Raw genomic sequence first — 20,469 nt, 5'->3', positions numbered from 1 at the left:
ATGCCAATCGACGCCACCCTGCCCTATGACGACCAGAACGTCTTTGCGAAGATCCTGCGCGGCGAGATCCCGTCGCGCCGCGTCTATGAGGACGACTACGCCGTCGCGTTCCACGACATCGCCCCCGCCGCCCCGGTCCACATCCTCGTGATCCCGCGCGGCGCCTATGTATCCTGGGACGATTTCAGCGCCCGCGCATCCGATGCGGAGATCGCCGGCTTCATCCGCGCGATCGGCCATGTCGCGCGCGAGCACGGCCTCGTCGCCCCCGGTTACCGCCTGCTCGCCAACATCGGCGGCGACGCGGGGCAGGAGGTGCCGCATCTCCACGTCCATCTCTTCGGCGGCCGGCCGCTGGGGCCGATGCTCGCCGCATGATCGCCGTGCTGGCGCTTGCCGGGCTCGCCTTCGCGGCGGCGCCTGCGGACCGACAGGATCGGATGGCGCGCTGCAAGGCGGTGCGGGCCGGGCTCGCCGCTGCCCGCGATGACGGCCCGCGCCTGCCCGCTTTCGATACGGTGGAGGTCGCGGTCACCCTTTCGGCGGTGCCCTCGTTCTGCCTCGGCTATACCGTGGTGACGGTCATGACCGTGCAGGCGAACGGATGGACCGACACGCCGCGGTGGATCGCCCGGCGTGTCAGGCTCGCATCGGGGAGCCGCCGGGCGACGACCGAATGGCTCGATGCGCAGGCCTGCCCCGCCCTTCCCCGCGCGCTCGCCGCCCTGACCCGGCTTTCCATCGGCTTTGGCGTTCCCGGGCTCGCCGATGCCGCAGGATCGGAGCAGTCGACCAGCATCGTCCTCGACGGAACCGACTACACCGTCGCCGGCGACGCCATCCAACCCGGCGGACACACAGCGCGCCTGTCGCTCGCCGGCAATTCCGGCCCGGTCGCCGACTGGAGCCAGCACACGCTCGCCGCTTTGGAGCCCTGCTGGTCGGCCACACCACCGGTCCCGCAACGGTCGCATACGCGATAAGGGGATTGCCACCGTCTCATTTGAGACTAGCATCGCGCGCTTCACCATGCGGCGGCGCGTAGAGGCCGTGCGCATCCGGGGGGATACGCTACATGATATTCGGGCGCGTCAAACCACTCGACGCCATTCTCGCCACGGCCGAAAAACGCGGCCTGCACCGCTCGCTGGGCGCGTTCCAGCTCACCATGCTCGGCATCGGGGCCGTGATCGGCACCGGCATCTTCGTGCTGACGTCCGAAGCCGCGCAAAAGGCGGGGCCGGGCATGATGATCTCGTTCATCATCGCCGGCTTCGTCTGCGCGGTCGCGGCACTGTGCTATTCGGAACTCGCCTCGATGGTCCCGGTGGCGGGATCGGCCTATACCTACACCTATGCGGTGATGGGCGAATTGCTCGCCTGGATGGTCGGCTGGGCACTGATCCTGGAATATGCCGTCGGCGCATCCGCCGTGGCGGTCGGCTGGTCGGGCTATGTCGTCGGACAGATCAGGAACCTGCTCGGCATCGAGGTGCCGATGGAATGGGTCAACGGGCCGTCGGCTGGCGGCTACATCAACCTGCCTGCGGTCTTCATCTCGCTGCTCGTCACCTGGCTGCTGGTGATCGGCACCACGGAAAGCGCGCGGGTCAACGCGATCCTCGTGTGTATCAAGGTCGCCGCGCTGACGCTGTTCATCGCGCTGTCGCTGCCGGTGATGGACATGCAGCATTTCGAACCCTTGATGCCGACCGGTTTCGCCGGCGTCGCCGGGGCCGCCGCCTCGATCTTCTTCGCCTATGTCGGCTTCGACGCGGTTTCGACGGCTGCCGAGGAGACCAAGAACCCGCAACGCAACGTGCCGATCGGCCTGATCGCGTCGCTCGGCTTCTGCACCATCTTCTACCTGTTGGTGTCGGCCGGGGCGATCGGTTCGCCGCTGGGCGCGCAGCCGGTGCGCAGCGCGGCGGGCACCCTGCTGTCGCCGGGCACGTCGGAGCTCGCCGATCGCTGCCGCGCGATCGTCGCCGGCGGGGCGCTGGAGCCGCTCTCCTGCTCGCGTGAGGCGCTGGCACACGTGCTGCGCACCATCGGCTGGGTGCAGATCGGCAATCTGATCGGCCTCGCCGCCACGCTGGCGCTGCCGTCGGTGGTGCTGATGATGATGTTCGGCCAGACCCGCGTGTTCTTCACCATGGCGCGCGACGGCCTGCTGCCGACCCGCCTCGCCGCGGTCCACCCGAAATATCGCACGCCGCACGTCGTGACGATCGTCACCGGCATCGCCGCCACGCTCGCCGCCGCCTTCCTGCCCGTCGGAAAGCTCGCCGATTATTCCAATTCGGGAACGCTGTTCGCCTTCCTGATGGTGGCAGTATCGGTGCTGGTGCTGCGCAAGGTCGATCCCACCCGCAAGCGGCCGTTCCGCACGCCGCTGGTCTGGCTGGTCGCGCCGGCCGCGATCCTCGGCTGCCTGTACCTCTATTTCTCGCTGCCGCTGCTCGCCATCCTGGTGCTGCCGGGCTGGGGGCTGATCGGGCTGGTGATCTACTTCGGCTACAGCCGCAGCCGGTCCTATGTCGGGCGCGGCATCACCGACGTGGTGGACGATCCGGCGATGCAGCCGGAGATCGCCAAGCCGCTGCACTGATCCGCCGCGGTCGAGACGACGAAAAAGGGCCGGGGGAGCGATCCCCCGGCCCTTCCTGTATCGGCACCCGTGACGCGGTGGATCAGCCGAGCTTCGCCGCCGCCAGCGCCTTCATGTCGACGTTCGGCCGCGCGCCGAAGTGGCTGATGATCTCGGCGGCGCAGATCGCGCCGAGCTTCAGCGAGGCGTCCAGCCCCTTGCCCTGCGCCTGGCCGTGGAGGAAGCCCGCCGCGAACAGGTCGCCCGCACCCGTGGTGTCGACCACCTGCGCGATCGGCTCCGCCTGCACCTCGGCCCGCGTGCCGTTCTGGATCGCGCACGCACCCGACGCGCCGCGCGTCACCACCAGCGTTGGCACCTGCGCCGCAAGCGCCGCGACGGCCGCCTCGAAATCCTCCGTCTCGGCGAGAGCGGTCAGCTCCGCCTCGTTGGCGAACAGGATGTCGATCAGCCCATCGGCGATCAGCTTGCGGAAATCGCCGCCATGGCGCCCGATGCAGAACACGTCGGACAGGGTGAAGGCGACCTTGCGCCCCGCCTTGCGCGCCGCCTCGATCGCGGCGCGCATCGCCGCGCGCGGCTCCTCCGGGTCCCACAGATAGCCTTCGAGATAGAGGATCGCCGCATCCTCGATCACCGACAGGTCGAGCGCCCCTTCCGGCAGGAACTGCGAGGCGCCGAGATAGGTGTTCATCGTCCGCTGTCCGTCAGGCGTGACGAAGATGAGGCAGCGCGCCGTGGTCGGCTGGCCCGCCCGCACCGCGGTGGCGAAATCGACGCCGGCGGCGCGGATGTCGTGCGCGAAGACCTCGCCCAGCTGGTCGTCGGCGACCTGACCGATGAAGGCGGTGCGTCCGCCCAGTGCGGCGATGCCGGCGACGGTGTTCGCCGCCGATCCGCCCGACACCTCGCGCCCCGGCCCCATCCGCGCATACAGCGCATCGGCGTCCTCAGGCGAGAACATCAGCTGCATCGACCCCTTGGCGACGCCGATCGATTCGATGAAGGCGTCATCCGCCTGCGCGAGGATGTCGACGATCGCATTGCCGATCGCGACGACGTCATAGGTAGGCTGGGACAAGAAACAGGCTCCGGAAAATCAGCAAACGCCGTCCCCTAGAGGCGCCGCCTTCCCCGCGCAACGCGGGCGGTTGACGCCGCTGCCGCAAGCCGCCACCCCCGCGGGCGATGCTGCGTGCGCTCGCCCTGTCCATCGGCCAACTCGGCGACCCCGCGATCCTGCGCGTGGCGGGCAAGTCGCTGCTGGTGACGCTGGCGATCTTCGCCGCGCTGGCCGTCGGCGTGTTCGAGGTGTTGCGCCGCTGGCTCGCCGGTTTCGCCGGCGGCTACGACGATGGCCTCGCCGGCGTGGTCGCGGTGGTCGTCTTCGTCCTCGCCGCCTGGCTGCTGTTCCGCGTCATCGCCATCGCGGTGCTCGGCGTCTTCGCCGACGATGTGGTCGCCGCCGTGGAGGCGCGCCACTACCCCGCCGCCCATGCCGCCGCCCGCCCGGCGGGGCTCGGCCGTTCGCTGCGCATGGGGCTTGGCTCGGCGGGGCGGGCGATCGCGGTCAACCTGCTGATGCTTCCCGTGTATCTGGCGCTGCTGTTCACCGCGATCGGGCCGGCCATCGCCTTCTTCCTGGTCAATGCGTGGCTGCTCGGCCGCGACCTCGGCGACATGGTGGCGAGCCGCCACATGGACGATGCGACGATGCGGGGCTGGCGCAAGGCGACGCGGGGGCGCCGCTTCGCGACGGGGCTTGCCGGCACCGGCCTGTTCGTGGTTCCGCTCGTCAACCTGCTGGCGCCGATCCTGGGCGCGCAGCTGGCGACGCACCTGTTCCATGCCTCACGCGGGGCGACGGGTGCGAAGGGGGTAGGCACGTGAAGGCATCGGCGATTCTCCTGTTGGCCCTGGGGTTGAGCGCCTGCGCCGCTCCCGGCGTCGTCGCGCCCCCGGTGGCGCGGCCGGTGGTCACCTACACCAGCGCCGGCCTCGAACGCGTCATCGGCCAGGACGCCGCCGGCCTCGTCACCCTGTTCGGCCAGCCCGATGCCGACGTCCGCGAAGGCACCGCGCGCAAGCTCCAGTTCGCCGGCCCGATCTGCGTCCTCGACGCCTATCTCTACCCCAAGGGCTCGGAACCCGCCCGCGTCACCTATCTCGACGCCCGCGAACCCGACGGCAGCACCATCGACCGCGCCAGCTGCGTCGCCGCCCTGACCCGCCGGGATGGGGGGAAGTAGACGCAGGAGGCCCTCAGTGTGCCGGCGACGTCAAGCGGCGGTCGACACTCTCGCGATCAGTCCCCGATATTCGTCCAGCGCAAGCCCCGCAGCACCACCGCCTCGGCCGCAGCAAACCAGCGCAACGCGTCATGTTCGTCGCCGAGCATGACCGGCTCGCCACCATCCCATGCGTCGACGAGGAAGAGGTGGTAGGTCGCGCCGCAAGCGGCATCGTCGATCGCGCCCGGCGGCCGGCACCGCACCGGCGTCACCCCCGTCTCCTCCCGCACCTCGCGGATCAGCGCTTGCTCCAGTGTTTCGCCGGGTTCGACGTGGCCGCCGACGAAATCCCAGCATCCGGCATAGGTCCGCTTGTGCGCCGCCCGCTTCGCCAGCAGCACCGCCCCATCACGCAGGAAGATTGCGCAGACGGTGTGTCGCATCGAGACTATCGTCCATCAGGCAAGTCGGCCGACCCGAGATCTTCCATACGCACAATGCGGTCTGCCAGCACCAGCTTCTCGAACACCCCCATATGCCCATAGCCGAGGAGCATTCTCTTCTGTTTGAGATTGGGCGCCCGCCAACCGATCAACGTCACGCGATAGGCGTGGCCATATTCGCGCCGGAAGTCGCGCGGCACCTTCGTCTTGTCGTCGATCTCGAACCACGGCGCATTGTTGCGGTCGCGCGTGTCGCTGACGCGTTGCGCGCCTTCGATGAAGATCGATCCTTCGAAATAGTTGATCCAGACACCACTGATCTGCTGCGGGGGGTTCTTCGCGAGGCAGATACGCTCCCCTTGTCGCTCAGGCGTCTGGCAACCCGCAACGTCAGGCTGCACTGTCTGTGCCAGTAACGCGAAGACAATCATCATAGTCCCCTTCCCCGCCGGACAGCCTTGCCAACGCCCAGCGGGCGGCATCCTGCACGACGGCATCCTCGTCGCGCAATAGCCGCTCCAACACCGGCACCAGTGCTCGCGCGCCGCTGTTCCCCGCCGCGATCGCCGCGTTGCGCACCATCCGGTTGCGGCCGATCCGCTTGATCGGCGATCCGGCGAACACCTGCCGGAACCCCGCATCGTCGAGCGCCAGCAGGTCGGCGAGCGCCGGAGCGGTGAGTTCGGCGCGCGGCTGGAAGGCGAGGTTCGCCGCGGCCGCGGCGGCGAACTTGTTCCAGGGGCACACCGCCAGGCAATCGTCGCAGCCATAGATGCGGTTGCCGATCGCTTCCCGGAATTCGATCGGGATCGGCCCGGCATGCTCGATCGTCAGGTAGGAGATGCAGCGCCGCGCATCGAGGCGGTAGGGCGCAGGAAACGCCTCGGTCGGGCAGGCTTGCTGGCAGGCATCGCACGAGCCGCAGCTGTCGCGCCCCGCCGTTTCGGGCGAGAGGTCCAGCGTCGTGTATACCGCGCCCAGGAACAGCCAGCTGCCATGGGCGCGACTGACCAGATTGGTGTGCTTGCCCTGCCACCCCAGTCCCGCCGCCTCGGCGAGCGGCTTCTCCATCACCGGCGCGGTGTCGACGAACACCTTGAGGTCGCCGCCGCCCTCCTGCGCCAGCCAGCGGCCGAGCGCCTTCAGCGCCTTCTTGACCACATCGTGATAATCCTGCCCCTGCGCGTAGACGGAGATGCGGCCGCGCTCGGCCTCGGTCGCCAGGCGCAGCGGGTCTGCGGCCGGGGCATAGCTCATGCCGAGCGCGATCACGCTGCGCACGTCCGGCCACAATCCGGCCGGCGAGCCGCGGTGATGCTCGCGCTCCGCCATCCAGATCATGTCGCCGTGGCGCCCCTCGCCCAGCCATTGGCGCAGACGCTCGGCGGTGCGCGGCGCGGCATCGGCGCGCGCAATGCCGCAGGCGACGAAGCCCAGCTCCGCCGCCTTTGCCCTGATCCGCGCCTCGATCGGCAAGAGGATAGGCTTGTCATGCGCCACACGCGCCCGCTACCACAATCCGGCCGCAGGCACAGGCCTGCCGTTCGTGCCGAGCCTGTCGAAGCACGGTTGAGACTCATGCCCTTCGACAAGCTCAGGGCGAACGGGGGCTACGTGGGCGACGGTCGAGGGCAGGGTTCAAGCGAGTTGGCGGTCTTCGCCGAGCATCTGGTGAAGCGCTTCGGCGACCGGCGCGTGGTCGACGGCGTCGACCTCGCCGTTCCGCGCGGCGCGATCTACGGTGTGCTCGGCCCCAATGGCGCCGGCAAGACGACGACGCTGCGCACCCTGCTCGGCATCCTCGAACCCGACGAGGGCCGCCGTGCGATCCTCGGCCACGATGCCCCGCGCGAGGCGAGCGACCGCGTCGGCTATCTGCCCGAGGAGCGCGGCCTCTATCCGTCGATGAAGGCGCGCGACGCCATCGCCTTCATGGGCGCGCTGCGCGGGCTCGACCGCCGGACCGGCCGCGCCCGCGCCGCCGAGATGATGAAGGCGGCCGGCCTCGGCCACGCCGTGGACGAGAAGATCAAGAAATTGTCCAAGGGCATGGCACAGCTCGTCCAGTTGCTGGGATCGGTGGTGCACCGCCCCGACCTGCTGGTGCTCGACGAACCCTTCTCCGGGCTCGACCCGGTCAATCAGGAAAAGCTCGAATCGCTGATCCTCGCCGAGCGGGATCGCGGCGCCACCGTGCTCTTCTCGACCCACATCATGGCGCATGCCGAGCGGGTGTGTGACCGGCTGGCGATCATCGCCGGCGGCAAGCGCCGCTTCGAAGGGACGGTGGACGATGCGCGCGGCACCTTGCCGAGCCGGGTCCGCTATCTGCCGGTCCGCCCCGACCCCACTATCGCCGACGTGCTGCCGCACGATGCCGTGGCGGACGGCGACGGCTGGCGCTTCCAATTGCCGCGCGAGGGGATCGAGGGGTTGCTGGTGACGCTGATCGAGCGCGGCCACGGGATCGGCGGGCTGTCGATCGAGCGACCCGGTTTGCACGACGCCTTCGTCCGCATCGTCGGCCAGGATGCCGCCGCTCGGGGAGACGCGGCATGAGCCTCGCCCGCACGCTGCGCCAGGCGCTCACCATCGCGCGGCGCGATTTCATCGCCACCGTGTTCACGCCGATCTTCCTCCTCTTCCTGTTCGCGCCGGTCATCATGGGATCGTTCGGTGCGGTCGGCGGCATGGGGGCGGCCAGCGTCGCCGACGGGCGCGCCGACAAGACGCGGATCGTCGCGATCGTGCCGGATCGCGATGCGCGGACGATCGCAGAGGCGGACACGCGGCTGCGCGCCGTCTTCCGCCGCGACGACGAGGCGCCGCCGGCGCTCACCACGCTGCGCCCCGACGCCGATCCGGCCGCGCAGGCGCGCGCCGCCTTCCAGGCGAAGGATTACGAGGCGAGCGCGGTGCTCTACGGGCCACTCGCCAGTCCGCAGGTGCTTTACGGCCCCCGTGGCAAGCGCGCCGCCGATTACCTCGGCGTTCTCGCTGCGGAGACGATCGCGGCGGATCGGCTGAACGGCGACGTGCCGCGCGTCACCGCCGTCACCACCCCGATGGAGCGGTCCGGCGGATCGGCGGGCAACCGCCGCCAGTCCGCGTCGTTCGCGGTCTTCGGCGTGTTCCTGCTCAACCTGTTCCTTGCGAGCCAGGTGGTCGGCACCATGGCGGAAGAGCGCAACAACAAGGTGATCGAGGTGCTCGCCGCCGCCGTGCCGCTGGAAAGCGTGTTCCTCGGCAAGCTGCTCGGCATGTTCGGCGTCGCCATCCTGTTCGTCTGTTTTTGGGGCACGATCATCGCCAAGCTGGGGTCGCTGCTGCCGCCGGAGGTCGCATCGGCGCTGGCGATCCAGGCGGCGGTCGGCATGCCGGCCTTCGTCGCCTTGTTCGTCACCTATTTCACCATGGCCTATCTGCTGCTCGGCTCCGCCTTCCTGGTGGTCGGGGCGCAGGCCTCCACCCCGCGCGAAATCCAGATGCTCGCGCTGCCGATCTCGGTCCTGCAGATGGGCATGCTCGCCCTCGCGCTCGCCGGGACGGCGCGGCCGGACAGCTGGGTCGCCACCGCCGCGCAGCTGTTTCCCCTCTCCTCGCCCTTCGCCATGGCGGGCCGCGCCGCGACGTCGCCGGAGCTGTGGCCGCATATCGCCGCCATTGCCTGGCAATTGCTATGGGTGACGCTGTTCATCACGCTCGGCGCCCGCCTGTTCCGCCGCGGCGTGCTGCAATCGGGCAGCGCCAAGCCATTCTGGAAGCGGGCGCGAGGCTAGAGCACCGGGCTGACCTTTCCCAGTTTCCCCTGAACTTGTCGAAGGGCGCGGCGCCGCGGGCAACCTGCCAGCGGATAGCCACCCTTCGACGAGCGCAGGGCAAATGGATGATGCTTGACGCTCGACGTCCGTTTCCACGAGAGCAATTGACATAAGTGTCAGCGAGGTATCTCCTGTCGCAAAACGACAGGAGAGGAATGATGGCGACCCTGATGCAGGCGGCCGAGCCGTCCGTCGATCCGCTCGACGTGAGCCGGCCGGAGCTGTACCGCGACGACACCTGGCATGCGCCCTTCGCGCGGCTGCGCGCCGAGGCGCCGGTCTACCGCTGCGACCATAGCGATTACGGCCCCTATTGGTCGGTGGCCGCCTACAAGCCGATCGTCGAGGTCGAATCGCTGCCCGACCTCTATTCCTCGGAAGCCGGCGGCATCACGCTCGCCGATTTCATCCCGGACAGCGACGTGCGCATGCCGATGTTCATCGCGCGCGATCGGCCGGTGCATACCGGCCAGCGCCGCACCGTCGCGCCTGCCTTCACGCCCTCCGAGATGGTGCGGATGAGCGAGGATATCCGCCACCGCACCGCCGATCTGCTCGACACGCTGCCATGGAACACGCGGTTCGACTGGGTCGACACCGTGTCGATCGAACTCACCACGCAGATGCTGGCGATCCTGTTTGACTTCCCGTGGGAGGACCGGCGCAAGCTCACCTTCTGGTCCGACTGGGCCGGCGATATCGAACTGGTCAAGAACGAGGCAACGCGCAAGCAGCGGCTCGGCTACATGTATGAATGCGGCGCCTATTTTCAGGGCCTGTGGAACGCCAAGGTCGGCAAGGAGCAGACACCCGACCTCATCAGCATGATGATCCATTCGGATGCGATGAGCCACATGGACCATTTCGAATTCATCGGAAACCTGATCCTGCTGATCGTCGGCGGCAACGACACGACGCGCAATTCCATGTCGGCGCTCGCCTATGGCCTCGACCGCTTCCCCGAGGAACGCGCCAAGCTGGAGGCGGACCCCGCGCTGATCGCCAATGCGACGCAGGAGATCATCCGCTGGCAGACGCCGCTCGCCCATATGCGCCGCACCGCGACGCGCGACACCGAATTGATGGGGCAGACGATCCGCGCGGGCGACAAGCTGGCGCTCTGGTATCTCTCGGCCAACCGTGACGAGAGCGTGTTCGGGGCCGACGCGGACCGCATCGTCGTCGATCGTCCCAATGCGCGCCGCCACCTCGCCTTCGGCCACGGCATCCATCGCTGCGTCGGCGCCCGCCTCGCCGAACTGCAGATCGGCATCCTGCTGGAAGAGATGGCGAAGCGGCGCATGCGCGTGAACGTGCTCGCCGAACCGACCCGCGTCGCCGCCTGTTTCGTCCACGGCTATCGCCAGTTGCCGGTGGAGATCACGCGCTACTGATCGTCCCGAAACGGGCGTAGATGACGCGAATGTCATCGGCGATACGCCCCGGCGTCATCCCATGCGGCGTACCCCCCGTCCCGACAGGGTTGGGAGGACCGTTAGATGCGCAAGGTCGGGATCGCGATGTTGGCCGCAGCCGTGCTGACCATGGGTGTGGCCGAGCCGCGCCCGGTCATGGCCATCGAGGCCACCGCCCCCCATGCCGTGCCGGCGAGCGGCCCGATCCGCATCCTGTCCTACAATGTCGAAGGGCTGCCCTGGCCGCTGACGCACGGCCGGGCGCAGGCCGCGGCCTCGATCGCCGCCGACCTGCGCGCCCTGCACGCCCGCGGCGAGGGGCCGCAGGTGGTCGCCGTGCAGGAGGCGTTCGGCGACGCGCAAAAGGATATCGGCCGCGCCGCCGGCTATCGCTACGCCGCCTTCGGGCCGAGCGCCGATCTCGCCGCCGCGCCCGCGACCACGGCGGCGGAACGCGCCTATCTGGATGCGGCGAGCTTCTGGCATGGCGAGACGGAGGCGCCGCGCGAGGATAGCGGCCTCGCCATCTTCTCCGACTATCCGATCCTCGCGGTACGGCGCATCGCCTTCCCGCGCTTCGCCTGTGCCGGCTACGATTGCCTCGCCAACAAGGGCATGCTCGCCGTCGCCCTGCGCATCCCCGGCCGCGCGACGCCGCTGATCGTGCTCGACACGCATCTCAACGCCCGTTCGGCATCGGGCGTCGCCGACGCGCGCAGCTTCACCGCCTACCAGCGGCAGGTCGATGCGCTGCACGGCTTCGTCGGCGCGCTCACCGCCGCCAAGGCGCCGCTGGTGCTCGCCGGTGACTTCAACGTCGGCAACGATCCGGCCCGCCAGCATTATCTGGCCGATGCGCTGATCGACGGCCGCGATATGACCATTGCCGCATCGGAATCGGCGTGCGGCCCGGAGTGCCGGACGATCGCGTCCACCCCGACGCTCGCCCGCGCCAAGACGATCCTGGCGTTCCGCGGCGCCGTGTCGGCAGAGGGCAGCACGATCGGCTTCGGCACGCTCGCGGATGGCAGCCGCCTGTCCGATCACGTCGGCGTCATGCGCAGCTTCGCGTTGGGCGCCTGAGGCGCCCCGCGCTCAGTTCGGCTTCCCGATTTCGGCCGCGATCGGCTCGGCCGCGCCCGAACACTCGCCCTGTTCGCGCGCAGCCACGGCGGCCGGCTTCTTCCGACCCATCGTCCAGTTCGCCTGCATCCGCACGCGCGGATTGGGCGCGCACCAGATCTCGCCGGTGTCGTTGATCGCGGTGACCCAGATCAGATTATGCTCCTGGCCATAGTCGATGACGGCAAAGGCAAAGCCGGCGCCCTTGTCGAGCACGTGAACGGGTAACGGGGGATCGAGCTGTTGGAAGGACATGGGATCGGTTCGCCTCTCGGGGCTGCAAGCGCTCGATACGGACACATTGTTCCAACCTGGGTTATTGGGTTCGGTCAACGGGATGCGGAACGAACGCCGGCTTCCTATATCGGTCGCATGTCCGAACCGACCGATCGCCGCTCGCTCCTGTCGCTCGCCGTCGCCGGGATCGCCGGCGCCGCCCTATGGGGTTGCCGCAGCGCCCCCGCCGCCGCCGCGGAGACCTTCCCGGTGCACATGAGCGATGCCGCATGGCGCAAGAAACTGGGCGATGCTGCCTGGGCGGTGCTGCGCCACGAGAGCACGGAACGCCCCTTCACCAGCCCGCTCAACGACGAGCATCGCGCCGGCACCTTCGCCTGCAAGGGCTGCGCGCAGCCGCTGTTTTCCTCGAAGACCAAGTTCGACAGCGGCACCGGCTGGCCGAGCTTCTACGCCCCCCTGCCCCGCGCGGTGGCGACGCGCAGCGACCGTTCCATGCTGATGGAACGCGTCGAGGTGCATTGCCGCCGATGCGGCGGGCATCTCGGCCACGTCTTCGACGACGGGCCGAAGCCGACAGGCAAGCGCTATTGCATGAATGGCGTCGCGATGACCTTCAAGGCGGCGTAACGCGCCGCCCGCTCGCCCGGCTTACTCGCCGGCGACCGGGATCACCGGCACGGCGGCGGCGGTGGCGATGATCGTCGTATCGACAACAGGCGCCGCCTCGACGACCGGGGCACGGCCCGAATAGATGAAGCCGTTGGTCGGGTAGCTCGACGTGCCGAGGCCGCCGGTCGGGCCGTACCACACCTTCACCTCGCTCCAGTCGCCCGCGGCGGATACGTCGATCGCGCGAACGTCGCGTTCGACCGCGCCGGGGCGCGACCAGTTGGCGTGGGTGAGCAGCACCTCGCGGTCGCTCACCACCTTCGACACCATCGCGACATGGCCGACGCGCATGCGGCGGGTGGACTGGAAGGCGAGCACCGCGCCGACCTTGGGCGCATGGCCACGCTCGTAGCGGCCGGCGGCCTGGCCCCACCAGGTGTTGGCGTTGCCGTGGATGTCGATGCCGGAGATCTCACGGGCATAAGGCGCGCACTGCCAGAACTGCGCCATGGCCGGGGTGGCCATCATCAGGCCGCACGAAACCACCAGCGCAAAACGCGCTGCCAACGCCTTCAAAGTCATCTGCTGACCCCCCGGTCAAAACCCGTTCGTCGAGGATGTCGCTACCCTGCGATTCGGCGTTCTCCAATGGTCGCGGGAACCATAAGCGGCGAACGGTGTTTGCGCGCCGACGAGACGACGAAGCGTCGCCGCGGCATCATCCTTTCACCTGGGTGAACGCCGGGATCTAGCGAGAATCAGACAGTTTTATTGCCCCAAGCCGGGCAAGCCGCGCCTCGTGCTCGGCGCGCCCGAACGGAAAGCGGGTGAAACAGAACGCCGCCAGCCCCGCGATCGTCAGATAGACCAGGCCATAGGTCAGCGTCAGCCGGTCGATCGTCGCCACCGCCACCTGCCCGGGCACGGCCTTGTCGGGGAAGCCTGCGCCGGCCAGGATCACCCCTGCCAGGAAGATGCCGATCCCCGAGGTGCATTTCTGCACGAAGAACGATCCCGCGAAGAACACCCCCTCGGACCGGCGGCCGGTGCGCGCCTCCGAATCCTCCACCACATCCGCCATCATCGAGGCGCCGAGGATGAAGGCGGTGACGTTGCACGCCGTCGCCGCGATGAAGAAGCCGAGCAGGATGGGCAGCAGCGTCGGCGTCCCCACCTCGGGCAGCAGGCCGAGCAGCCGCAGGCCGTAAGGCAAGATGTTACAGCTCGCCCCCAGCGCCACCGCCGATGCCGCCGCGCCGGGCTTGCTCACCCGCCGCCCGATCCGCGGTGCCGCGACGAAGGCGATCAGCACGCCGCCGAACAGCGCCAGCGTCGCATAGACGAAGATCACGCCGCGGAACCCCCAGACATAGGTGTAGAGATAGGTCGACATCGCGTAGCTGATCCCCTGCACCGTATAGGCGCACAGCCCGGCGAGCATCAGGATCGCAAACGCGCGGTTGCGCACCGTCTGCGCCAGTTCGCGAAAGCCGGCGGCGATCGGCTGGCGCACGATCGGCGGGTTGGGCAGGTTGGGGATCTCGCGATGCGTACCCCAGGCGGAAACCAGGATCGCGGCGCCCATCAGCATTGCGCCGAGCAGCGCGAACCCGGCATAGCCCGCCCGGTTGAGCAGGCCGTTGGCATGGTCCGGCGTCGGCGCCAGGAAATAGAGATAGGCGCTCACCAGCATCGCCAGGCCGCCCGCCCAGCCGAACAGGTAACGCCAGGCCATGATCCGCGTGCGCTCGTCGTAATCCGACGACAGTTCCGGCGTCAGCGCGACCGAGGGCACCTCATAGCAACTGACCGCGGTACGCACGCCGACCGCCGCGACGAACAGCCAGGCGAGCGTCGCCGGCTGCGACAGCGACGACGGCGGGTTCCACAGCAGCACCCAGCCGACCATGATCGGCAGCGCCGACCCGTACATCCACGGGTGGCGCCGCCCCCAGCGGGTCCGCGTCCGATCGGAGAGGAAGCCGACCGCCGGATCGACCAGCGCGTCGATCAGCAATGCCAGCATCACCACCAGGCCGACGGTGGCGGAGGGCAAGCCGACGACCTGGTTGTAGAACAGCAGCAGGAAGGTGCCGAACCCCGCGTCCTTCACGCCATAGGCGACGGCGCCGAAGGCATAGGCACCCATCGTCCCCTGGCCGAGCCGGCGCGCAGGGGGGACGACGGCGGCGGAGCCGGCGGTTTCTCCTGCAACCTGCATCCTCGCTCCTCATCTTTTTCCGCAAGCATAGTATGGGGTTAGCTGCCGTCAATCATGCCATTTCGAATTTCGGGTTTGCAGGCGGCGGTCCGCCGTTCTAGCAAGAGGCGGCAATCAACCGCGCCTGCCGCAGGCGCCAGGGGCAGGTGACATGGCTCTCGATCCCGAAACCTTCGATGCGCTGATCGACACCGTTCGCCGGTTCGTCGCCGAGCGGCTGCGCCCGCTGGAGGCGGAGGTGGAGGCCGCCGATGCGATCCCCGACGCGGTGGTCGCGGAGATGAAGGACATGGGCCTGTTCGGCCTGTCGATCGCCGAGGATTATGGCGGGCTCGGCCTGACCATGGTTGAGGAATGCCGCGTCGCGATCGAGATGGGGCGGACGACACCCGCTTTCCGTTCGACGTTCGGCACCAATGTCGGCATCGGCAGCCAGGGCCTCGTCATGGCCGGCACCCCCGAACAAAAGGCCGAGTGGCTGCCGCGCATCGCGAGCGGCGCGATCGTCACCAGCTTCGCGCTGACCGAGCCCGACGTCGGCTCCGATTCGGGATCGGTGAAGACGCGGGCGGTCAAAGACGGCGACGTCTATCGCCTGTCCGGCACCAAGCGCTACATCACCAATGCCGACAAGGCGCAGCTGTTCACCGTGATGGCCCGCACCGGCGAGGAAAAGGGTGGCCGCGGCGTCTCTGCCTTCCTGGTGCCCAAGGACTTGCCCGGCATCACCATCGGCGAACCCGAAAAGAAGATGGGGCAAAAGGGCGCCAAGGTCGCCGACGTCCATTTCGACGACGTGCCCGTACCCGCCGCGAACCGGCTGGGTGCGGAAGGCGAAGGCTTCAAGATCGCGATGCGCGTGCTCGATCGCGGGCGGCTGCATATCAGCGCGGTCTGCGTCGGCGTCGCCGAACGGCTGATCGCCGACAGCGTCGCCTATGCCGGCAGCCGCAACCAGTTCGGCCAGCCGATCGCCGCGCACCAGCTGATCCAGGGCATGATCGCCGATATGAAGACCGAGGCGCTGGTCGCCCGCGCGATGGTGATGGAGACGGCCGCGGCCAAGGATCGCGGGGAAGACGTGGTGCTCGAATCCGCCGCCGCCAAATATTTTGCCAGCGAGATGGTCGGCCGCGTCGCCGACAAGGCGGTGCAGATCTACGGCGGCGCCGGCTATATCGCCGACTATGGCATCGAACGGCTGTACCGCGACGTACGCCTGTTCCGCATCTACGAAGGCACCAGCCAGATCCAGCAGGTCATCATCGCCCGCGAAACGATGAAACGCGGGGGGTAGGTCGTAGCGGATCAGCGACGCTGATCCGCGGCTCGAACGGCCTACCGCGGCCAGCGGGTCGCGGCACGCGAACCCGACTGACGACGCGGCTTTGCCGCGGCGTGACATCAGGAGATTGACATGGACACCACCACGCTATTCCGCCTCGACGGCAAGGTCGCCCTCGTCACCGGCGGCAGCCGCGGCATCGGCAAGATGATCGCCGCGGGCTTCATCGCCCAAGGCGCCAAAGTCTATATCTCGTCGCGCAAGGCCGCCGCCTGCGAGGAAGCCGCCGCAGAGCTCGGCCCGAACTGCATCCCCCTGCCCCAGGACGTCAGCACCGTCGCCGGCTGCAAGGCGCTCGCCGAGCAACTCGCGGCCTGCGAAGAGCGGCTCGACATCCTCGTCAACAATGCCGGCGCCGCCTGGGGCGTGCCGTTCGAGGAGTTTCCCGAAAGCGGCTGGGACAAGGTGATGGACCTCAACGTCAAATCGCCTTTCTTCCTGACGCAGGCGCTGCACGGCCTGTTGAAGGCGGCGGGTTCGGCGGAGCGCCCGGCCAAGGTCATCAACATCACCTCGATCGACGGCCAGCGGCTGAACCCGTGGGAGACGTACAGCTATCACGCCTCCAAATCGGCGCTGATCTACCTCACCAAGCGGCTGGCGGCGCGGCTGGTGCGCGACCGGATCAACGTCACCTCGATCGCGCCCGGCGCCTTCCCCAGCGAGATGAACCGCGCCGCACGCGACCACGGCGACACCATCGCCCGCGGCATCCCGGCGGGCCGCATCGGCACGGACGAAGACATGGCCGGCGCCGCCATCTACCTCGCCAGCCGCGCCGGCGATTACGTGATCGGCGAGACGATCACCGTCGACGGCGGCCTGGTCCACGCGGCCTTAGGGACCAGCATCGACGCGTAGAGGCGACCGGACCCGATCGCCCGCCATCTCCATCCGTCATCCCGGCGAATGCCGGGATGACGGTCAAATTCAGGCGCCCGCCAGCGCCTTCGCATGCGCGCGGATCACCGCCTGCGTGCCCGCATCGCTGTCGAACACGCCATACCAGCCCTGCGGCTCGTGCGGGGGATCGCCCATATAGGCCAGGTCGCCGCGCACGAAGCGGTGGTCGGCGTGGCGGCTGCGCGCCTCGCCGTTCCACGCCCAGAAGTTCGAGCCCGCGAGCGGGCCGCCCGCCGCGACATCCGCCTCCACCGCCGCATAGATCTGCCGGTAGAATCTGTCCTTGAACGTCGTCGGGATGCGCGGATCGTAAGCCGTCGCGCCGTCGCGCGGATAGCCGAACTCCTCGATCACCAGCGGCTTGCCCAGCTGCCGCGCCAGCCGGACGTGCGTCGCGATATAATCGGCGACCTTGGCCGCACCGGCATCATAGGTCGCGGCGAGGTTGCCCGCATCCATCCAGCTCCAGTTGTTGGGCCAGATATGCGTCGTCATGTAATCGATCGCGGGCGAACGATGCGCATCCAGCACTACGTCCTCGCGCTCGATCGATCCCTTCAGCCCCTCCGATCCGGTGGTCACCAGATGATGGGGATCGAGCGCCTTGATGTAACGCGCCGTCGTGTCGATCCAGCGATAGAAATGCGGCAGGTTCGGCACCGCGACCGCATCCGATCCGCCCGGCCGCGGTTCGTTGGCGAGCTGCCACGCCATGATCGTCGGATCGTCGGCATAGCGGCAACCGGTCACGCTGTTGGTGCGCGTCACCACCGCCTTGATATAGTCGCGCAGCAGCGCCTGCGCGCGCGGATTGCTGTAGAAGGCCGCGTTCCAGTCCGGAAATTCCGGCCAGGGATGCGCGGGATCGTTCATGTTGATGTATTTGCTGCCGTTGACCCAGGAGAGATAAGTCATCATCCCGCCCGACCATTCCCAGAAATTGGCGAGATAGACGACGGCGGTCATGTCGCGCTTCGCCAGTTCGGCGAGCGTCCAGTCGAGCCCCTTCAGCAGATCCTCGTTATAGGTGCTCCCCGACCCGCGGAAACCGGGGGTGATCGAATTCCTGAGCGGCGATTCCTCCGCCGAGCCGATGATGCGCAGGTTGCGGATGCCGAGCGCCTGCAACCGGTCGAGCTCGCGCGCCAGCCGGGCGCGGTCGCCATAAGCGGTGTCGGCGCCCAGCCACGCGCCGTACCACAGATTGGCGCCCGCATAGCGATAGGGCTTGCCGTCGCGGCGGAAGTGCAATCCGTCGACGGTCACGAAGCGCGACGGCGCCGCCCCCACCCCCGCCCCCGCGCTCGCCACCCCGGACGGGGCGCCCGTCGCACAGCCGGCGACGAGCGTCGCGCCTCCCACGATGATCGAACGCCGGCTATACATGGTCACTCCTGTGATAAACGCGAAGAGGCGGGGCGGGGCGCGGGCGTCAGCCCGCCTGCCCCATGTCGAGCACGAACACCGGCCCCAGTTCCAGCAACGCCTTTTCGGCGGCGAGATGCAGCGTCACCTGTACCGTCCCCGCCGCGGCATCGGCAGGCGCCACGCCGGTCACCTGCTGCAATGTCCACGCGCGCCCGACGGTCACCGGTCCGCCGATCACCTGCGCGAAGGGAGCGGCGGTGCCGGTGATGCCGGCAAAGGCGATCGGCGTCGTGGCATCGCCGGCAAGCTTCGGCGCCCGCGCCCAGAAGGCGAGGACGATCCTGTCGCCCCTGGCGATCCCCTTGGCGATCGGCGAGCTCGCGCCGACCGTCCAGGCGTTGGCGCCCTTGGCCTGCACGTCGATCTGCATCGCCTGCCCGCCCGGCACCTCGGCCTTGACCACCTTGGTCTTCTGCGCCGGCCCGTAGACGGCGTAGGCGATCGACGGCGTGTTGATCGCCTTTTGCAGGATGTCGCCATTCTGCGCCGACACGCCGGCCCCGGCCGCTAGCATCGCTCCGCCCGCACATAGCGCGGCGAACAGCATCCCCTTCATCGGCTTTCCCCTCCGTTTTCCGCGGTTTCGACGCCGCGATCACATATGGAAAGCAATTTTCTTTATTGTGCAAGAGGGCTGTTGCGGGCCCCCCGGCCACGCCTTTTGCCGGCTCCGGGCAAGCATCCGGAAAGAGGCGCTATTTGCCGCCGTTGACCCCATTGACGATGGCATTGACCACCGCCGGATCGATCGCTTGCGCGTTGGCCGCACGGTCGGCTGCGGCATCGGCCGCCGCCTGTTCCGCCGCGCGCTGCGCCTGCATCAGCTGGGCGAGCGCCTGCGCATCGATCGATTCCGGATCGACGTCGTTGCGCCCGACCCGGCGCACCTCCGCCACCACGCCGCCGCGCTCGCCCTGCACATAGCGTTCGGCGAGCAGGCGCTGTTCGGGCGACAGCTGCGGCGGTTCGTTGGCGAAACTGTCCGCCCGCGTCTCGATGACGTTGCGGCAGGCGCTGTTCCCGGCCCCGGCCGCCTGCGGATCGCAGCGGTCGGCGCCGGCGAGGCGGGGGGTGGCGACGTTGCGGCTGTCGCTCGGCCTGGACAGGGGCAGGCTCGCCTGCGTCGCCCGGTCGCGCTCGCCGGTGCGTGGCACGACGGGAACACGGTTCTCGCGTGGCGACAGCTGCGCGGTGGCGGCGGTGGCGGCATCCGGTGCCGCGATCTGGCCGAGCGGCGGCTGCGGCGCGGCATCCTGCGCGCCGGAAAGCTGGCCGATCGCCGACGACGGCCGTTCGCGGGCCGGATCGATCTGCTCGCTCGCCACGGCGGCCCGGTCCTGCGGCATCGACGGCGCGGCAAGCGCCGCCACGCACCACCCGGCCGCCAGCAGCACCGCCCCGACACGCAAGCCAGCGCAGGGGCCAAACCGCAGCGCGCCGGCAGGCAGCGGCCGCCGCATCACTGCCGGATGGTGGCGGAGGCGCCGTTCGCTTGCTGGACCTTGATCCCCGCCACGTTGTTGCCCTGCTGCTGCCAGTCGAGGACATTGCGGTCGCCGATCTGGGTGGCGTCCATCGTATTGCCGTTGCCGCTCTGCATCAGCCTGGCCTCGTTGTCGGTGCCGGTCTGGGTCAGCGTCATCGTGTTGAATTCGCCGGCCTGCACCATCAGCGCGCTGTTGGTGCCGCCGCTGCCGGTCTGCTGCGCCGTGGCATTGTTATAGGCGCCGCGCTGGATGATCGCCAGCGACACATCGCCCTCGCCCGTCTGGCGCACCATGGCTTCGTTGCCGCGCCCGCGCTGGTCGACCAGCGCATCGGTCCGCGCCGTTCCGCCGGTGGTCACGCTCGCCCGATTGCCCCTGCCGGACTGGCGGATGACGCTCTGGCTCTCGGCCGCATTCTGGCGGATCGAGGCGTTCTGACCATCGCCGACCTGGGCGATGAAGGCGACGGAGGACACGCCGGCGTTTTCCACGCGCTGCTGCGCCCCGACCGGCATCGCAACGGTGCCGATCAGTGCGGCAGACACCGCATAGTGCCCTATCCTGCCCGTCATGGGACCGTCCTTCCGCCGATA

The 20,469-nt window shown here is 68.8% G+C and carries 23 protein-coding genes; 12 read left to right on the top strand and 11 right to left on the bottom strand.

Annotation, left to right across the window (positions count from 1 at the left end):
- From AC4GY7_RS07805 to AC4GY7_RS07795, 3 genes are all read left to right on the top strand, one after another.
- Window positions 1-378 (top strand): histidine triad nucleotide-binding protein, encoded by a 378-nt coding sequence (locus AC4GY7_RS07805; RefSeq protein WP_491112884.1) that lies wholly within the window; start codon window positions 1-3, stop codon window positions 376-378.
- Window positions 375-983, top strand: a complete 609-nt coding sequence (locus tag AC4GY7_RS07800) for a hypothetical protein (protein ID WP_491112883.1) — start codon at window positions 375-377, stop codon at window positions 981-983. Before AC4GY7_RS07805 ends, AC4GY7_RS07800 begins: the two co-directional genes overlap by 4 nt.
- A 92-nt stretch (window positions 984-1,075) precedes the next feature.
- On the top strand, window positions 1,076-2,611 hold the full coding sequence (locus AC4GY7_RS07795; protein ID WP_443583962.1) for an amino acid permease: 1,536 nt from the start codon (window positions 1,076-1,078) through the stop codon (window positions 2,609-2,611).
- A gap of 82 nt (window positions 2,612-2,693) precedes the next feature.
- Here the strand turns inward: AC4GY7_RS07795 and AC4GY7_RS07790 are convergent, their stop codons facing one another.
- The gene (locus AC4GY7_RS07790; RefSeq protein WP_491112882.1) at window positions 2,694-3,692 is read right to left on the bottom strand and encodes an adenosine kinase; all 999 of its coding nucleotides are present in this window, start codon (window positions 3,690-3,692) and stop codon (window positions 2,694-2,696) included.
- 107 nt (window positions 3,693-3,799) lie between these two features.
- Here AC4GY7_RS07790 and AC4GY7_RS07785 point away from each other — a divergent pair, with 107 nt between their 5' ends.
- Window positions 3,800-4,501: an EI24 domain-containing protein gene (locus AC4GY7_RS07785; RefSeq protein WP_491112881.1), complete on the top strand. Its 702-nt coding sequence runs from the start codon at window positions 3,800-3,802 to the stop codon at window positions 4,499-4,501.
- The gene (locus tag AC4GY7_RS07780) at window positions 4,498-4,860 is read left to right on the top strand and encodes a hypothetical protein (RefSeq protein WP_443583965.1); all 363 of its coding nucleotides are present in this window, start codon (window positions 4,498-4,500) and stop codon (window positions 4,858-4,860) included. Before AC4GY7_RS07785 ends, AC4GY7_RS07780 begins: the two co-directional genes overlap by 4 nt.
- A 56-nt stretch (window positions 4,861-4,916) precedes the next feature.
- Here the strand turns inward: AC4GY7_RS07780 and AC4GY7_RS07775 are convergent, their stop codons facing one another.
- Genes AC4GY7_RS07775 through queG form a run of 3 tightly spaced genes read right to left on the bottom strand, consistent with a single transcriptional unit; the run spans window position 4,917 to window position 6,785 of the window.
- Entirely contained in the window at window positions 4,917-5,285 is a 369-nt protein-coding gene (locus tag AC4GY7_RS07775) for an NUDIX domain-containing protein (protein ID WP_491112880.1), read from the bottom strand.
- Window positions 5,286-5,290: 5 nt separating this feature from the next.
- Window positions 5,291-5,716, bottom strand: a complete 426-nt coding sequence (locus AC4GY7_RS07770; protein ID WP_491112879.1) for a hypothetical protein — start codon at window positions 5,714-5,716, stop codon at window positions 5,291-5,293.
- On the bottom strand, window positions 5,676-6,785 hold the full coding sequence (gene queG, locus AC4GY7_RS07765; RefSeq protein ID WP_491112878.1) for a tRNA epoxyqueuosine(34) reductase QueG: 1,110 nt from the start codon (window positions 6,783-6,785) through the stop codon (window positions 5,676-5,678). Before queG ends, AC4GY7_RS07770 begins: the two co-directional genes overlap by 41 nt.
- Window positions 6,786-6,863: 78 nt before the next feature.
- Here queG and AC4GY7_RS07760 point away from each other — a divergent pair, with 78 nt between their 5' ends.
- The 4 genes from AC4GY7_RS07760 to AC4GY7_RS07745 all read left to right on the top strand — a co-directional run bounded on the left by AC4GY7_RS07760 (window position 6,864) and on the right by AC4GY7_RS07745 (window position 11,604).
- Window positions 6,864-7,844: an ABC transporter ATP-binding protein gene (locus AC4GY7_RS07760; RefSeq protein ID WP_491112877.1), complete on the top strand. Its 981-nt coding sequence runs from the start codon at window positions 6,864-6,866 to the stop codon at window positions 7,842-7,844.
- Window positions 7,841-9,064 (top strand): ABC transporter permease, encoded by a 1,224-nt coding sequence (locus tag AC4GY7_RS07755; protein ID WP_491112876.1) that lies wholly within the window; start codon window positions 7,841-7,843, stop codon window positions 9,062-9,064. The genes AC4GY7_RS07760 and AC4GY7_RS07755 overlap by 4 nt, the downstream gene beginning before the upstream one ends.
- A gap of 200 nt (window positions 9,065-9,264) precedes the next feature.
- A complete protein-coding gene (locus AC4GY7_RS07750) occupies window positions 9,265-10,500 on the top strand; it encodes a cytochrome P450 (RefSeq protein ID WP_491112875.1) in 1,236 nt (411 codons plus the stop codon).
- A gap of 105 nt (window positions 10,501-10,605) precedes the next feature.
- The gene (locus tag AC4GY7_RS07745; RefSeq protein ID WP_491112874.1) at window positions 10,606-11,604 is read left to right on the top strand and encodes an endonuclease/exonuclease/phosphatase family protein; all 999 of its coding nucleotides are present in this window, start codon (window positions 10,606-10,608) and stop codon (window positions 11,602-11,604) included.
- A gap of 12 nt (window positions 11,605-11,616) precedes the next feature.
- Here AC4GY7_RS07745 and AC4GY7_RS07740 read toward each other — a convergent pair whose 3' ends face one another.
- Window positions 11,617-11,898: a hypothetical protein gene (locus AC4GY7_RS07740; RefSeq protein WP_491112873.1), complete on the bottom strand. Its 282-nt coding sequence runs from the start codon at window positions 11,896-11,898 to the stop codon at window positions 11,617-11,619.
- 117 nt (window positions 11,899-12,015) lie between these two features.
- Between AC4GY7_RS07740 and msrB the strand changes: the two genes are divergently transcribed.
- Window positions 12,016-12,510: a peptide-methionine (R)-S-oxide reductase MsrB gene (msrB, locus tag AC4GY7_RS07735; RefSeq protein WP_491112872.1), complete on the top strand. Its 495-nt coding sequence runs from the start codon at window positions 12,016-12,018 to the stop codon at window positions 12,508-12,510.
- Between the two features lie 21 nt (window positions 12,511-12,531).
- Here the strand turns inward: msrB and AC4GY7_RS07730 are convergent, their stop codons facing one another.
- The gene (locus AC4GY7_RS07730) at window positions 12,532-13,074 is read right to left on the bottom strand and encodes a CHAP domain-containing protein (RefSeq protein ID WP_491112871.1); all 543 of its coding nucleotides are present in this window, start codon (window positions 13,072-13,074) and stop codon (window positions 12,532-12,534) included.
- A gap of 166 nt (window positions 13,075-13,240) precedes the next feature.
- Entirely contained in the window at window positions 13,241-14,641 is a 1,401-nt protein-coding gene (locus tag AC4GY7_RS07725) for an MFS transporter (RefSeq protein WP_491113706.1), read from the bottom strand.
- Between the two features lie 223 nt (window positions 14,642-14,864).
- Here AC4GY7_RS07725 and AC4GY7_RS07720 point away from each other — a divergent pair, with 223 nt between their 5' ends.
- Entirely contained in the window at window positions 14,865-16,010 is a 1,146-nt protein-coding gene (locus AC4GY7_RS07720) for an acyl-CoA dehydrogenase family protein (protein ID WP_491112870.1), read from the top strand.
- 120 nt (window positions 16,011-16,130) lie between these two features.
- Window positions 16,131-16,919 (top strand): SDR family oxidoreductase, encoded by a 789-nt coding sequence (locus AC4GY7_RS07715; protein ID WP_491112869.1) that lies wholly within the window; start codon window positions 16,131-16,133, stop codon window positions 16,917-16,919.
- A gap of 69 nt (window positions 16,920-16,988) precedes the next feature.
- Here the strand turns inward: AC4GY7_RS07715 and AC4GY7_RS07710 are convergent, their stop codons facing one another.
- The 4 genes from AC4GY7_RS07710 to AC4GY7_RS07695 all read right to left on the bottom strand — a co-directional run bounded on the left by AC4GY7_RS07710 (window position 16,989) and on the right by AC4GY7_RS07695 (window position 20,448).
- Window positions 16,989-18,347, bottom strand: a complete 1,359-nt coding sequence (locus AC4GY7_RS07710; RefSeq protein ID WP_491112868.1) for a glycoside hydrolase 5 family protein — start codon at window positions 18,345-18,347, stop codon at window positions 16,989-16,991.
- Window positions 18,348-18,393: 46 nt separating this feature from the next.
- On the bottom strand, window positions 18,394-18,945 hold the full coding sequence (locus AC4GY7_RS07705; protein ID WP_491112867.1) for a hypothetical protein: 552 nt from the start codon (window positions 18,943-18,945) through the stop codon (window positions 18,394-18,396).
- 139 nt (window positions 18,946-19,084) lie between these two features.
- The gene (locus tag AC4GY7_RS07700; protein WP_491112866.1) at window positions 19,085-19,849 is read right to left on the bottom strand and encodes a hypothetical protein; all 765 of its coding nucleotides are present in this window, start codon (window positions 19,847-19,849) and stop codon (window positions 19,085-19,087) included.
- Window positions 19,849-20,448 (bottom strand): hypothetical protein, encoded by a 600-nt coding sequence (locus AC4GY7_RS07695; protein WP_491112865.1) that lies wholly within the window; start codon window positions 20,446-20,448, stop codon window positions 19,849-19,851. Before AC4GY7_RS07695 ends, AC4GY7_RS07700 begins: the two co-directional genes overlap by 1 nt.
- Between the last annotated feature and the right edge of the window lie 21 nt (window positions 20,449-20,469).

It is taken from the genome of Sphingomonas sp. SP5 (assembly GCF_058313455.1).
The sequence above is the reverse complement of the archived record's forward strand: the minus strand, read 5'-3'. Positions and strand labels throughout refer to the sequence as shown.